Origin of the sequence: Rapidithrix thailandica, from assembly GCF_039710355.1 — a bacterium.
GTDB lineage: Bacteria > Bacteroidota > Bacteroidia > Cytophagales > Flammeovirgaceae > Rapidithrix > Rapidithrix thailandica.
In genome coordinates this window covers 77,282-91,205 of record NZ_JBDKWZ010000011.1, presented here as the reverse complement: position 1 = coordinate 91,205, position 13,924 = coordinate 77,282, and the positions used below count along the sequence as shown (strand labels likewise).

Annotated in this window: 12 protein-coding genes; 4 read left to right on the top strand and 8 right to left on the bottom strand. The window is 38.6% G+C overall.

What is annotated here, in order from left to right; genetic code table 11:
- Positions 1–9: 9 nt before the first annotated feature.
- The 5 genes from AAG747_RS18585 to AAG747_RS18565 form a co-directional block, all read right to left on the bottom strand.
- Complete coding sequence (locus tag AAG747_RS18585; protein ID WP_346822718.1) at positions 10–783, bottom strand: putative quinol monooxygenase; 774 nt, start codon at positions 781–783, stop codon at positions 10–12.
- A gap of 83 nt (positions 784–866) precedes the next feature.
- Positions 867–1,739 (bottom strand): helix-turn-helix domain-containing protein, encoded by an 873-nt coding sequence (locus AAG747_RS18580; protein WP_346822717.1) that lies wholly within the window; start codon positions 1,737–1,739, stop codon positions 867–869.
- Between the two features lie 121 nt (positions 1,740–1,860).
- A complete protein-coding gene (locus AAG747_RS18575) occupies positions 1,861–2,244 on the bottom strand; it encodes a response regulator (RefSeq protein ID WP_346822716.1) in 384 nt (127 codons plus the stop codon).
- On the bottom strand, positions 2,241–3,329 hold the full coding sequence (locus AAG747_RS18570) for a sensor histidine kinase (protein WP_346822715.1): 1,089 nt from the start codon (positions 3,327–3,329) through the stop codon (positions 2,241–2,243). The genes AAG747_RS18575 and AAG747_RS18570 overlap by 4 nt, the downstream gene beginning before the upstream one ends.
- 358 nt (positions 3,330–3,687) lie before the next feature.
- On the bottom strand, positions 3,688–5,112 hold the full coding sequence (locus tag AAG747_RS18565; RefSeq protein WP_346822714.1) for an SDR family oxidoreductase: 1,425 nt from the start codon (positions 5,110–5,112) through the stop codon (positions 3,688–3,690).
- Positions 5,113–5,347: 235 nt separating this feature from the next.
- Here AAG747_RS18565 and AAG747_RS18560 point away from each other — a divergent pair, with 235 nt between their 5' ends.
- The gene (locus AAG747_RS18560; RefSeq protein ID WP_346822713.1) at positions 5,348–5,590 is read left to right on the top strand and encodes a hypothetical protein; all 243 of its coding nucleotides are present in this window, start codon (positions 5,348–5,350) and stop codon (positions 5,588–5,590) included.
- Between the two features lie 85 nt (positions 5,591–5,675).
- On the opposite strand, the gene AAG747_RS18555 is transcribed toward AAG747_RS18560, so the two are convergent.
- Positions 5,676–6,131 carry a hypothetical protein gene (locus tag AAG747_RS18555; protein ID WP_346822712.1) on the bottom strand — a complete coding sequence of 152 codons (456 nt, stop codon included), beginning with the start codon at positions 6,129–6,131 and terminating at the stop codon, positions 5,676–5,678.
- Between the two features lie 1,245 nt (positions 6,132–7,376).
- Here AAG747_RS18555 and AAG747_RS18550 point away from each other — a divergent pair.
- The 3 genes from AAG747_RS18550 to AAG747_RS18540 all read left to right on the top strand — a co-directional run bounded on the left by AAG747_RS18550 (position 7,377) and on the right by AAG747_RS18540 (position 9,505).
- Positions 7,377–7,640, top strand: coding sequence for a hypothetical protein (locus AAG747_RS18550; protein WP_346822711.1), 264 nt, complete (start codon positions 7,377–7,379; stop codon positions 7,638–7,640).
- Between the two features lie 415 nt (positions 7,641–8,055).
- The gene (locus tag AAG747_RS18545; protein WP_346822710.1) at positions 8,056–8,775 is read left to right on the top strand and encodes a DUF1266 domain-containing protein; all 720 of its coding nucleotides are present in this window, start codon (positions 8,056–8,058) and stop codon (positions 8,773–8,775) included.
- 274 nt (positions 8,776–9,049) lie between these two features.
- The gene (locus tag AAG747_RS18540; protein ID WP_346822709.1) at positions 9,050–9,505 is read left to right on the top strand and encodes a hypothetical protein; all 456 of its coding nucleotides are present in this window, start codon (positions 9,050–9,052) and stop codon (positions 9,503–9,505) included.
- Positions 9,506–9,659: 154 nt separating this feature from the next.
- Here the strand turns inward: AAG747_RS18540 and AAG747_RS18535 are convergent, their stop codons facing one another.
- On the bottom strand, positions 9,660–10,709 hold the full coding sequence (locus AAG747_RS18535; RefSeq protein WP_346822708.1) for an isopenicillin N synthase family dioxygenase: 1,050 nt from the start codon (positions 10,707–10,709) through the stop codon (positions 9,660–9,662).
- A gap of 774 nt (positions 10,710–11,483) precedes the next feature.
- Complete coding sequence (locus AAG747_RS18530) at positions 11,484–13,910, bottom strand: efflux RND transporter permease subunit (RefSeq protein WP_346822707.1); 2,427 nt, start codon at positions 13,908–13,910, stop codon at positions 11,484–11,486.
- Between the last annotated feature and the right edge of the window lie 14 nt (positions 13,911–13,924).

Below are 13,924 nucleotides of genomic sequence, written 5' to 3'. Positions count from 1 at the left end.
TAAACCATATTACTTTGCTTCCTGAAGCGGAGTGGAAATTTCAGTAATAAAACGTAAACTTTCTTCCACAGGGCGGTCAAGCACTTCTTTAAAAGTTTCAAATAATTCTTTTGTATAGTGTTGTTCAAAGTGGAAATCTAAAGCTTCTTGATTTTGCCACCGTTCGTACAAGACAAAAGTGACAGCATCGTCTTTCACCGAATGAATATGAAAAGCGATATTACCTGTTTCCGGCCGGCTATGCTGGACTGATTTCCGGAATTGCCGGATAAACTTTGCCTGCTTTCCTTCTTTCACTTTAAATACAACCACAAGATCTACCATCTTGTCAGTGTACACTGGCCGGGGCAATGCTTCGACAGAAAGAGGTGCCAAATCGTCCAAGTAGGCTATTTCCATTGGCTCAATCAAGGCTGTTTCATTAAGTTTCAGCACTTTTTGAGTATACGGTTGTTCAAAATGTTTGTCCAGCTCTTTCTGGTTTTCCCAGCGTTCAAATAGATACAATGTGTTTGGACGGTCTTTACCTTCATAAAGCTCCATCGTGATATTTCCCTTTTCCTTACGGGCATACTGTACATCTTCCAATAAAGCTTGTTTAAAAAGCTCTTTTTCAGAAGGTTTTACACGGAAAGTCACCAGCAGGGTAATAATCCCCATCTCTACGGAGGGGTTTCTTTCTTCCGAAATAGTTGATTGGGCCTGGCTATCGTTCCACAAAAAATAGGTGAACACCAATGCTAAAAATAACTGCCCATGGATAGAATAACGGGTTGTTTGCATTTTGTAAGTTTTTTAAATGATTTACTGATAGATTGACCTTACAAAATTGCATACTTCTCAGCAACCGGATTTCTCTAAAAAGCTCAATATTTTTGATTTATCGGCTCAGATTTCAAGGAAGAGGGTGTAAACCCAAACTTATCTTTAAATACTCTTGAAAAATGAGCCAGATTTTCAAACCCGGCATTATAACAAGCATCCGAAACTTGCATATGTGTGCTTTCCAACAACGACTTGGCATGGTACAACCTTTTTTGCAAAAGCCATTGGTGAGGAGATGTATTGAATACCTTTTGAAAATCCCTTTTGAATGAAGACAAACTCCTTCCGGCCAGATAAGCAAAATCCTCCAGGCGTAATGATTGGGTGAAATTAGCTTCCATGACTCTTACCAAATCTACTCTTTGCGGATAAGAGAATTGCGTAAGTGCGGAAAAAAGGCCGGGATTGTTTTCAGCCAAATTAAACAACAATTCAAATAACTTGATCCGCAAAAAAGCCGGGTCATAGGAAAGTGGGTTTTCAAAAGAAACCAATACCGATTGCAGAAAAACCTCTAGGGACTCATTAGGATGAATGATAGATATTGGATAACATACATCAGTTTTATCCGCTTGAATTTGCCGTAGGGATAAAAAATCTTTGATCAAGTCATCTTGTAAGAAAAACAACAAGCCCTCATACGGTTTTCCCTCTGTCAGCCCATGTTTTTGATACCTAAGGTGCTGAGTCTTTTGAATCAAGGCCCCTTCCCCCTGTTCCACTGTATAGTGCTCGTTTCCCAATTCCGCTTTATACCGCCCTTCCAATACAAACAATAGCAGATGCTCCCCGACTAGCATTTCGCTATCGGAAGCTTGGCTTGGCATACAGGATTCTATAACCGTACACCCATTCATTTTTAATGACCTTCGGTTATAAGGTTCCGTCAGTAACTTCTCTGGTACTCTTTTCATTCTTTTCCGGGTCGAATTATACGACCTGCTAAGGTATGTTTTTTTCTATTTTAAACAACCGCGCTAAATATTACCCACTCAAAGGTATTCAATATAAATTCAACAGAGAACTAAGAAACCGTTAAAATTTTGCCAAAACCTGTTCTACTTTTTGGGCATCTAAGGGTTTTTCTACATAGTCAATGATATTGCGATAGGCAAAAGCCCTCTCCCGGTCAGACGGACGGGTGGAAGACGTCAAGATGGCAATACGGGTTTCCGGGCACAGACCTTTCTCAATGCCATACGTCAAAAACTCAAAGCCATCCATCAAGGGCATATTCAAATCCAAAAAAATCAGGTCAGGGCACGTTTGATTGATATAGGAAATGGCTAATTCACCATTTTCCACGGCATCTACTTTTTCAATTCCGATTTCTTTCAGGGCAATTGTCGATAGGAAGTTGGTAATTTCATCATCTTCTACCAGAAGTACATTCAGTAGGGAATAGGTTAATTCTTTCATGATAAATAAATCTTAAAAGTAGTGCCTTGGTTGATCTTACTGTTTACTTCTATACTCCCCCCATGAGAATATACAATCGACCGGACGATATAAAGCCCAATACCCAAGCCTTCCACATGAGAATGCACCCTTTTAAAAAGCCTGAAAAGCTTTGCTTTATCTTTTATTTCATCAAAACCTAACCCATTATCCTTTACGATCAACAGGGTTTTTCCTTGAGAAATACAGGTATTCACTTTCACAAAGGCCTGTTTTTCCGGGTGTCTGTATTTGATAGCGTTGATGGTCAGGTTGTACAACACACTGTGCAGTTGAATCGGATTATAATGTATAAAAGGGCATTCTGAAAAGTCGGCATGTATCTCAACAACACTTTCCGATATTTGCTCGGAAATTTCATGCATAATTTTGCTGAACACCTCACCGAAATGCACCTTTTCTTTTTGCTCTCTTAAAGTAGCCTTTAAAGCAATAATATCGTTCAATGTGTTGAGTTTGGTACGCATCGAATGGACAACCCGCTGTACTTTTTCAAAAACGGGCTTGCCTTCCTGGCTAATGACTGCACCGGCATCCAGTACTTTCAGCAAACCTTGTAGGTTGGTAAGCGGAGCTTTCAGATCATGTGCCGCTATAAATGAGAATTCTTCCAACTCCTGGTTTTTTTGCGCCAAATGCTCATTGGCAATTTCCAGATTTAACCGGGCAAGCTTCAATTCGTCAATAGCTTGCTTAAGGCTTGTAATATTTAAGGTTGCCAAGCCCAGGCCTTCCCCTAATTTAAAAGCCCGAACCCTGGCAATATGTCCTCCAAGTTTCGGGTGCAGCTGTACGTTATTAATCACAATAGAATTCCCCGTCCTTATGACGTTCCGGTACATGGAGTACTGTTCTGTTTCATCAATGCCGGGACTTAGTTCGCAGATGTTTTTTCCTATAATCTGCTCTCTTTGCAGTTGAAGTGAGTCTAGAATGGCTTCACTCACATCGATCAGGTTTAAGTCTTTGTCAAAAATAGCGAAAGACTCTTGTGCTTTGTTAAAAAAAGCCGCCCTCAAATAGTTGGTATTGTACTCGGTAGTCATTTTGAGTAATTTGACGCAATAAAAGTAAAGGTTGTAAGGTAATATGCTCTTCCTCAAAGCATGCCTCCAAATCTTTTTGAGAATACCGTTTTAAGGTTATTGAGTTTAGCCAATTCTAAACTACTAAAAAATAACCATTTAAGTGTAACTTTTTTACAATATTTTTAACTTTTTTCTTCAAGGCTTTTACCCATTCAAACAAAAAACCCATCCTAATTAGCCTCTATTACTGATTAGACTACTTTTTTTAGGAAAAAACCACTTAAAAATTGTACAACTTGTTATGAACTGATAAATGTAGGGAAATTTCTTATTTTGAACATTTAGAATCATTCACAATGGCCTGTATTTTTGATGATTACTCTTCCAGGGCCATACGTTTGACCATTCCTTTAAACATAAAATGATGCACGGGAAGTAATACATACCAATAGATTCTTCCCCAAACTCCTTTGGGTCTGAAGGTGGCAATTTGGTACAATTTATCTTCACGAAGGTAAAATTCCAACCAGGCCTCTCCCGGCAATTTCATCTCGGCATACAACAAAAGGCGTTTTTCGGCTTTGGAGGCATGGATTACCCGCCAAAAGTCCAATGTATCCCCGGGTTTGAGAGTTGCTTGGTTTTTGCGCCCTCTCCGCAATCCGACTCCTCCAAGTATTTTATCCAGCAGGCCCCTTAACTCCCACAACCACTGAGCATAATACCATCCGTTTCCCCCTCCTATTGACCAAATCTTTTGAAGGGTACGTTCTTGATTGTGCACCGGGTAAGATCTCATATCTTTTAAGCAACCAAAGGAAGGGACTTTCATCAACCGGCCCCACTTTGCTTCCATGGAACTTTGGGAAAGCGCATCCGTCCAACTAGAAAGTACTTCCTGTTGTTCGATCTTGTCAAATGCCAAACGGACCGCTTCTTCATAAGTCAATAAATGCAAATGCAAGCACGCTGTTAAGGGGTTGTTTTTACAGACCACTTCCACCCGCATACTATCCACCAAATTGACCGCTAACTTATACGTAGTAGAAGTTACAAAATACAACCAGTAGGAGGACAATTTCGGGGTCAAAACAGGCAGTGTAAAAATCAAGCGTTTCAGCTGCCGAATCCGGGCAAAAGTCATAAGCATTTGCTTATAGGTAAGTACTTCAGGACCGCCGATATCAAATCTTTGATCGTACGCTTTTTCCAACAGAAGTACCCCTTCCAAGTACTGGATGACATTTCGAATGGCAATTGGCTGGGACCGGGTGTTCAGCCATTTAGGCGCAACCATAATGGGTAATTTTTCCACCAAATCACGAATAATTTCAAACGAAGCACTTCCGGATCCGACAATAATTCCGGCCCTTAATACGGTAAGGTGGTAATGCTTTGACTTGAGCATATTTTCCACACCCTTCCTAGACTCCAAATGCGGGGATAATTTTTGCTCATTAACAATCCCACTAAGGTAGATGACTTGCTTTGCACGAGTATTCTCTACATATGCTTTGAAATTTTGAGCACATTCCATTTCCAAATCTTTGAAGCGATGGGTAGATGCAGCCATAGAATGGATGAGGTAATAAGCCACATCAATATCATCGGGAATACGACCAAGCGAAGAAGTATCCAAAAAATTTACTTCAATCACTTGTAAACGGTGGGGAAATTCGTAGGCAAACTCAAAGCGTTTCCCATCTCTGACACAACAAACAACATGATGCCCTTTCTCAAGTAAAACCGGCAATAAACGCATGCCAATATACCCGGTGACACCGGTCAGTAAAATTTTCATAAAATATCTCTATAGTTATTACCATCCGATTAAGAAAAACTAATACCTCATTGTATACTGTATCAGGGTAACATTTAGTTTGTGAAATTGTTTTTGAGAGCTTATGGCTTGGTTGTTTATCAACCCAAAAAGATTTTTTTGAAATTCCAAACAGTCAATGACATAGGGTTGTCAGTAATGGGGGGTTCTTTAGCCAAAAGAAAAATAAGTTTGATTTGCTTTAATGTACGAAGCTATGAGAATTCAGTCAATCACTACGAAAAAAGAAGTATTTGTATTTCGCACGAATTTACCGGAAAAAGTACCGGTAAAGCTTCCACTAGATCATTTACCAGGTGTGATAGAGTGGAACACTGACTTGGAAGATTGCGATCGTATACTCCGGGTTGTTAGTGAGGGCGCCAACCTCAACGAGGTCATCCATTCTATCAAAGCGTTAGGTTATCAATGTGAAGAACTGGAAGACAAATGCTTTTAAAAACGCCAACTGGCCTTAGTCATCTATACTAAGGCCTCACATTCATTTTATATCACAAACTTTCCAAATTCCAACCGATTACTCATTACACCAAGCATCTTAAATACACCATCCCGATCGTATACACCAGTATACTCAATACCCAAAACCAATATCCGGCTTTGTAATGTGTGATTTTAGAATAAACAGGAGCTTCACTGGAAATCACCTTATCGAACAGTAAAAAAGAAAGTGCTAAAGCAGAAGCAATTACACTTAATATAACAGGTACGATTTCGTATTTAAACGTAAAAATCCAGGCCAGAAAAATAAGAGGGTTGGCAAACCACGCTAAAGCACTGCCCCCTCCCATCAATGCCCCCATCCAACCAGTTAGTACCAGCCCGATGGAGTTTGACCAAGCACCTTTGTCTTCTCGGTCAATATAAAATGCAGGTTGGGTCAAGGATGCTAAGAATAGTATGAGACTGGCAACTAATACCGTATGTTCGTCCATAGCGAACAAGTATTCATAATATAAAGCGGGCTGAGTTTCTTCCATGGTTCTTTACAATCTTTAATTTCTGAATCAAACTACGAATTTATTTACACGAACCGCATAATCAAAACCATCAAATAATACCCGACTACCATATGAGTATTGCCCCATAATAAACATTCATACAACTTGTTTATTAATTCCCATCAAACAACAACAATAATCTAAAAATCAATAAATTACCATTAAAATCACTATCCACTAAGAGAGATTCAACAAATAACAGCACTCAATAAAACAAACAAAAACTTGTTTTATTAAATATTCCTTTTACTTTTGTGACACAACCAAAAACCATGAAAAATTAAATTAATACCTTGATAGGTAGAGAATACGGAAAGACAAATAGTTGAAGGCTTCCAAATATCAGGCTCATTCAGGATCAACTCATAACTCAAATTGGATAGTCTTCAACCTTCTCATAAAATATACTCCAAATTCTTTGTGAAGAATATAACCCGTTTCAATCCCTTTTCCCTGTAAGTAAACTTACATTTCCCCAATAAAAATTATCAGATTTATTTAGGACAGCATTGATTCAAAATAAAACTCTAAAAAGGGCTTATAGCTTTCTCTATCTTATGAAGATTTCATACCTCGCTTGAACATCGTTCAAATAACTCTCTGCTTGAATTTGAAAATAAACTACTGATTAATATAGGCCTAACAAACCTTCCATTAATTTTCATCTGTTTTTCTAAAATAGAAGTGGTTTACATTTATAGTTTTTGATCGAACACGGAATCAAAATCGGCTCATTAAGGCACTTTTTGAAAAGAATAGCCAAAGCTATTGTTGAAAAAAGTAACACAGAGGAGGCCTTTTTGAAACACTTTTCAGGAAAAAGAAAAAGGTTAATTCACTTCATAACCGTCAAAATCAATTAAAGTAGTCCACCCTAGTTCTTTTTCGTCATACATATTTTTCTCATGATAATATTCATCTCCTTTCTTATTAAAACTTATCATACCGGGTAGCTCCTGTTTCTAGAACTTCATTTTTTGAGAGTTCTTCTGTATAAGAATTGTCTGTCATAATTATTAATACCTAACTCTCTCCCAAAAATACACATACCCATATTAAGCTAATAAAAAGCAATCAGAAAAATTGGATAATTTAAAGATATAACTAAATTTGGGGAGAGTAACTTACTCTTACTAAGTTCTCCATTCTTTACAAATGGATTTATTTTTTTTACGTAATACAAGCTAGATTACTTCAAAAGAATTCAATTAAAGCCAATCTCTTATGGACAAACTAAAGAAACTACTTGAAAAGCAAAATGCTCTTTGGCTTCTCATTATAGGAGTCGTTGTAATCCTCTTCGGACTCTATATCTTCTTTAAAATCAAAGCAAAAGAAGATGCCGGAATAGAGGTTAGGTTGCCGCGATTAGCAGAGCGATTATATGATTTAGGTGGGAAATATACCTTGTTAGCTTTATGTGAAGCTGTAGGAATCATCACGCTCATTTCCGGAATTAAACAAGTACGTGACACCTTCAAAAATTAACTCCTGTTTTAGCTGTTAGCATATTTTTTTTACCGGGGTCTTTTCCATTTGACCCGGAATCATACTATCTACTTTATCTGAAGGGGGATACTCGACATATCCCTTCTACTACTACCAAAGAGCACCCGTTTTGTTATTTACTAGTTGCTGATTTTGGGACTTTCAGTTGCTACTTATTAGCTCGCCGTCAATGAGCATTTGGCGGGATTATACTTTTGTTTACTATGAAGTGGTTTAAACGTATAATTTTTGACCGAAAATGGAATCAAAATCGGCTCATCAAGGCACTTTTTAAAAAGAATAGCCAAAGCTATTGTAAAAAAGTAACACAGAGGAGGCCTTTTTGAAACACTTTTTAGGAAAAAGAAAAAGGTTAATTCACTTCTATAACTAATCAATATTACTTCAAAACACCATGAATACCAATACATATTACATTATTTCAGCCATTGCAATTGCTTTTATTGTATATCTCTTAAGGTTAAATCAGATGATGAAAAAGAGAAAAGCAAAACAAATAGACGATTTTAAACAACGGTTTTCCGGAAAGCCATTAAATCCGAATCAAAAAAAAGCTTTGGCTTATGGAGCTATCCTGGCATATACCCGGTCAGAAGACATTTTATCCCTGATTCCTAATTCCCGTTTGGATAAATACGAATACGGATTGAAAGAACAATGGGGAATTACAAATACAAAAGAAGCTCTTGAAGTCCTTAATGGTTTGGTCCGGCTGGAAAGAAGCCAAGAATATGACCAGCTACTATTACATTGCAAAGAACACCAAGGTTTAAGAACTGTCTTTGTAGAGATTGCCAAGGGTTTGGAATTACCCGTTGAAAATGTAAGAAAAATAGCATCTACATATGCATGGGATATTTGCAGAGCGGTAAATCTGGCAAAATGGTGTTTTTGGTTAGGTTACCTTACCGAAGAACAAACCAATGACTATTTGAACAAATGTGTGGAAGTTGTTTGGAGTAAAGGTAAAAGTTGGCAAGAATACACTTGTTCTTTTCTAATCGGTAGAGCCATTCAAGGCTTTGACTTAGACGAACTCCTTGTTGAATGTCAACAACTACTTTCCGGCCAACTCAAAAAATGCAGCGTATACATTGATCTTCCCTTTAAGTAAAGGATAATTTTGAGTAACCAAAGCATCACCTACCCTGGAAAGTGATTTAATAAGATGACTCTATGGAAATTAATAAGAAGGCTGATTCGGCTTATTCTATAATACTCCGGTCGACAAGCAATTAAAGATATCATTTAAACAAACCACACTAATGAAAATAACCGAATACAAAACACCCAGATTACCTAAGAGATTTATCGTAATACTATTTGCAGCAGGGTTTATACTACTCCATTCACTTTTGATGGGGGCCTTTAAACTACTATTCCCTTCAATGAAAGAGTATCTGCAAATAGACTCTTTTTATAATATAATTATATTGTTAGGAAACATCTTTTCTATTTGGATAGGGATTAAGTACTACCTTGGAATATTTAAAGAAAAGTTTCTTATTGATAAGGATGGAGTATCCTTCAAAAGGATTCATATACCCTGGAAAGATATTGAATACTTCTCTATCGTAGAAATCAGAATTTTCGGGACATTTTTTGAAGAAATACACTCTTTACATGAATTATCCATCCATCAATTACCCTCTAATGCCCAGTCTAAAAATTATTATTTGTACATTGGCAAAACCCACCATCAAGACAAATTGAGCTGGCTTGCCCTTTCCCTTGGTTTCGGTCTTCCGAAGCCCAAAGAAGATCATTTTATTATCCCCTTTACCAAAGAGACTTATGAAGTAATCAGTGACTTCCGGTCTAAACAAAAATCTATTGCCAATTGACAGAAAATGACTTTCTGTACTTGGACCAAAACCAGTTTCATAAAGCCAAGATTAGTATTTTCTCTATTGAAACAGTTGCCTTTTTATCCTTAAAAAAAGAGAAGCAAAACAGGTAGCCCCTGTTCGCTTCTCTTAATTTACTTCTTCGTGAAGGTTAGATGGATTCGACTTCCCGGCTCTTCATTTTTTGTAAAACGGCCAAACGCCCCTCCTTTTCAATCCGTTGGGTAGTAACCCGGTCTGGATAGCACCTCATAAACATATTCGTAAAGTGCTCTCCGTAATGGATATATTCTTCACTATTCAAACTGCCTACTGGCTTAGCGTAAGCTTCGAAATTGGGTTCATGAAAATACGCAAGGGCAAAGCGTTCTTTGGAGGGGTGCAGTTTTACTTTATGAGGAGTGGAAAGTAGATAACCATTCGTTATAAATTGAAGGATATCCCCGGGAAATACGGTCAACACATTGGGAACGGGCTTTACAAAAACCCAAGGCTCTTCCTGCTCATACATACCAGCAGTGCTTTCCGTAGGCAACCAATTTCGATTTCGAGGCTCCCCTTCTACCGGAGGCCGTACGAACAACCCTCCGACTTCGTCCTGGGCGGCAATCACCAATAAACCATAATCTGTGTGAGCCCCGATTCCTCTAGTCGATTTTTTAGAGGACTCTTCAGGGAAGCGCAGCACCCGCATATGATGCCAACCTCCATCTGTCAATGTGGTAAAATGGTTAATATCCAATTGTAATCCGAGAGCAACCAGTTGTAATAGTTTTTCACCAATTGCACCTGCTTCCTCCATATAGGCTTTCATACTTTCTTGGTACCTTTCATCAGGCCAAGGTACCGGTCCATGGCAAGGCCACTTTTCACGGACCCGGGGATCATTGCAAGGGATATCCCGGCATACTGTAAAAATTTCGGAAAAGTCAGCCTTCCCCGCAGTGATTTCTTCACCGGAGGCAATATACCCTGCATAGGAAAGATCGCTTATACATTGTGATTTGAGTGCCATCGGCAATCGAAAAAAACGCCTGCTGGCATCAAAAGCGGCTTGGGTTTTCTGACTTACAAATTTGTTTATTTCCACTTGAAAAATGCCATCTGTTCTCCAAGCATTAATCATTTCTTTTGCCAAAAACCTGTCTGAATACGTGCCTTTAATAGATTCAGGTAATTGAAATGTTTGTAATTCTGACATAGAAGTTTTTCATTAATGAGTAACCGATAAACTACAGGATAGTCAAAAGGTATTTACACCTTGTTTGAATTGCCTCTTACATCTCAGCAATGAATGATATATGGGGTCTACCCCGCATCAAAATATTACTCGAAAATTAAGTGGGTACAATAAGCAGAAGGAGGTGTACAAGACCCTTAAATAAAGGTTTTCTATCTTTCGGAAGTGTTGTTGATAAACCAAAACCTACTACCATTGACCGTTATATAGCAGGGTGAAGAACTATTTAAAAAGCTTCTGTTTGAATGACAAATATTTCCTTGTGAGTATAATGAATTGAAGTTTTGATATTGTTTGCTGCTTTTTTGAGGGGGAGCTTTACCTCAAAGAGGTGTTAGTTTAGTAATTACTAAAGCAGTTATAATTACTCTTTGAATTTATTACTTGGCAGTAAACAATTATCGCCCCGAAAATAAAGCCCACTTTACTATACAATGTATCGTATTAGTGCTGTTTTCAACCTTTTATTATCAAGTGACTCAACAAGTTACCCAATCAAATACAAGTCCATCATTATTCGTTTCAAACCCAAACCTCAACCCAGTAATCCTTCGGGAAAACCGGGAAAACTTAGGGGTTGATTAATCAAGTAATATTTATTGATAATCTGTAGTGATAAATGATGTTAAAGCGCAACTTGCGACAGCCTTTTAGTTTCATTTATAGCAAATTAAAAGGCGACCTGTATTAGATCGCCTTTTAATTTATCCTATTTTCAATTGAATTTCACAAGCTTCAACCGTCTTGTTTATCCCGAGAATAGCTGGGGTTTACTTCGATCAGATTTACATCGATTTCTTCATCTTCGTCCTCCAAATACACATTGTCATATTGCTCAAAGATCGGTTGTAATCGCACCTGCTTACGATCCACATCAAAAGAACGTAGCAAACAGGGTAACAAAATCAGGTTGGTGAGCATAGCGATAAGAAGCGTAGTAGATGTCAAAGCTCCTAAAGCAATGGTTCCGCCAAATTCGGAACCTGCAAAGATCACAAAGCCGGCAAATAACACAATCGAAGTGTAAATCATACTGGTTCCGGTTTCCTTTAAACTGACTCTTACCGCTTGTAGTACATTGTACTTATGCGCCAATAGTTCTTGCCTGTATTTTGCCAGAAAGTGAATGGAATCATCCACGGAAATTCCGAAAGCAATACTAAAGACTAAGGCTGTACTCGGTTTTAAAGGTATTCCCAGATACCCCATCAATCCGGCTGTCAACAGGAGAGGAAGCATATTCGGGATCAGTGAAATAATGATAATCCGGAAGTTGCCAAATAAGGTTCCCATAATGATGGCAATCAATATAAAGGCAATGATCATACTGTTCCGGAGGTTGTTTATCAAATAATCATTCCCCTTGATAAAGATCAAAGTTGTTCCGGTAATATCGGCTTTCAGGTCTGTTCCTTCAAATACGGAATCGATGGCAGGTTTCAATTCATAATTAATTAACGAGTCCAAACGCAACGAACCGAAATCTGCTACTTTCATGGATACGCGAAGCAACTGCCCTGTAGAATCTACAAAGGTACTTGCCATGCCACCTACACCTTCATCCTGATTCTTTACATACCTGAGTACATAGGGTTCTTCCCGTTTGGAAGGTAAGCGGTAATCAGTAGGATGGTTGCCAAAATAAGATTGGTTGGCCGCCTTCAAAAAAGTAACCATGGACATAGGTGTGGTCACTCCCGGATACTCCCCAATAATCTGAGCCAGTTCTTCAATCTTTTGCAAATTAGCGCGTTTCCGGATTCCCTGTTTTCTACCGGTATCCACAATAATTTCCAAAGGCATCACTCCTTCAAAATTATCTTCAAACCAAGCCAGGTCTTGCTTCAATCGGCTGTGATCGGGGATATCGTCTACCATAAAAGTAAGAGCTTGGATTTTTAACGTACCAATGATTGCCGCTACCAATATGATTGCCGAAACGATGTATACGGGAGTACGGTAATGACTGACAATCCGGTCGAATAAATTTAATACCGCTACCGTAGGTTTAAAATCCAAGTGCTTGATATGACGCGTTTGCGGCTCGGGCAAATACGAAAAGACAGCGGGTATCCAAATGATACTGATCAAAAATGTACTAAAGATATTGATCGTAGCCACAATCCCGAATTCCATCATTGGAACAATTCCTGTAAAGATCAACACAAAAAAGCCAATCGCTGTAGTGGTATTGGTAATCAGCGTGACGATACCGATCTTCCGGATAATTCTGCTCAGCGCTAATATTTTATTGTTATGCTTGGCGTATTCCTGATGGTATTTATTCAGCAAATAGATACAGTTGGGAATGCCTATAACTACCAAAATCGGAGGTAATAGCCCTGTGAGGATGGTGATCTTGTACTCCAAAATAGACAAGGTCCCCATTGTCCAGATGATGACCATCCCGATGACCAAAAGCGAAAAGAATACCGGAGAAAAAGAACGGAAGAAAAGGAATAATATCAAGGTGGTGATCAGGATAGAAAACGCCAAAAACATTTCCATTTCCTTTTTCACTTTGACGGCCATGGTAGACCTTACGTATGGCAAGCCGGCAATATGCATATCGATACCGGTTTCTTGAGTAAACTGGTCCGCCCTTTCTTCAATTCTATGGATGGCATGATCGCGGTCAGCTGAGTTCAGGTGTGCTTCGTCAAAAGTAACGAATATGGCCGTAGCCCCCGTAGAAGAATTGAATAAGGCTCCCTCATAAATTTTTAGTCCTTTGGCAACCTCTAACAAACTATCCAACTCTGCTTGAGACGAGGGTATCTGCTCGAACAAAGGCTTTGGCTCAAAGCGTTTTTCAACTTGATCCGGATGAAGATATAAAATATTAGAAATCGAAAGTACATCTACAATTCCTTCTTGTTCTTTGATATAATCGCAAAACTGGTCAAGCTTTTGAAAGTTCTCCAACTGATATACCGTTTCGCTATTCAAACCAATCGCCAAAGCATTGGCATCTTCTCCAAAAAGTTGCTTGAACCGGGTGTAATCTTCCATGGCCGGATCGTCATCCGGTACAATTTTAATCAACTCATACGACCACTTTACGTTGGTCCCCATATACCCCATAAATCCGGTGACCGCTAAGAGAAGAATAATCAGGGGCAAACGGTATTTTAATACAAAATGCGCTAGTGATGTCCACATAAACTTAACCCAAT

Coding starts and splice junctions, on each gene's coding strand:
- AAG747_RS18545 (WP_346822710.1), top strand. CDS start 8,056: ATGAATACCAATACATATTACATTATTTCAGCCATTGCAATTGCTTTT.
- AAG747_RS18560 (WP_346822713.1), top strand. CDS start 5,348: ATGAGAATTCAGTCAATCACTACGAAAAAAGAAGTATTTGTATTTCGC.
- AAG747_RS18585 (WP_346822718.1), bottom strand. CDS start 783: ATGCAAACAACCCGTTATTCTATCCATGGGCAGTTATTTTTAGCATTG.
- AAG747_RS18535 (WP_346822708.1), bottom strand. CDS start 10,709: ATGTCAGAATTACAAACATTTCAATTACCTGAATCTATTAAAGGCACG.
- AAG747_RS18565 (WP_346822714.1), bottom strand. CDS start 5,112: ATGAAAATTTTACTGACCGGTGTCACCGGGTATATTGGCATGCGTTTA.
- AAG747_RS18530 (WP_346822707.1), bottom strand. CDS start 13,910: ATGTGGACATCACTAGCGCATTTTGTATTAAAATACCGTTTGCCCCTG.
- AAG747_RS18555 (WP_346822712.1), bottom strand. CDS start 6,131: ATGGAAGAAACTCAGCCCGCTTTATATTATGAATACTTGTTCGCTATG.
- AAG747_RS18570 (WP_346822715.1), bottom strand. CDS start 3,329: ATGACTACCGAGTACAATACCAACTATTTGAGGGCGGCTTTTTTTAAC.
- AAG747_RS18580 (WP_346822717.1), bottom strand. CDS start 1,739: ATGAAAAGAGTACCAGAGAAGTTACTGACGGAACCTTATAACCGAAGG.
- AAG747_RS18540 (WP_346822709.1), top strand. CDS start 9,050: ATGAAAGAGTATCTGCAAATAGACTCTTTTTATAATATAATTATATTG.
- AAG747_RS18550 (WP_346822711.1), top strand. CDS start 7,377: ATGGACAAACTAAAGAAACTACTTGAAAAGCAAAATGCTCTTTGGCTT.
- AAG747_RS18575 (WP_346822716.1), bottom strand. CDS start 2,244: ATGAAAGAATTAACCTATTCCCTACTGAATGTACTTCTGGTAGAAGAT.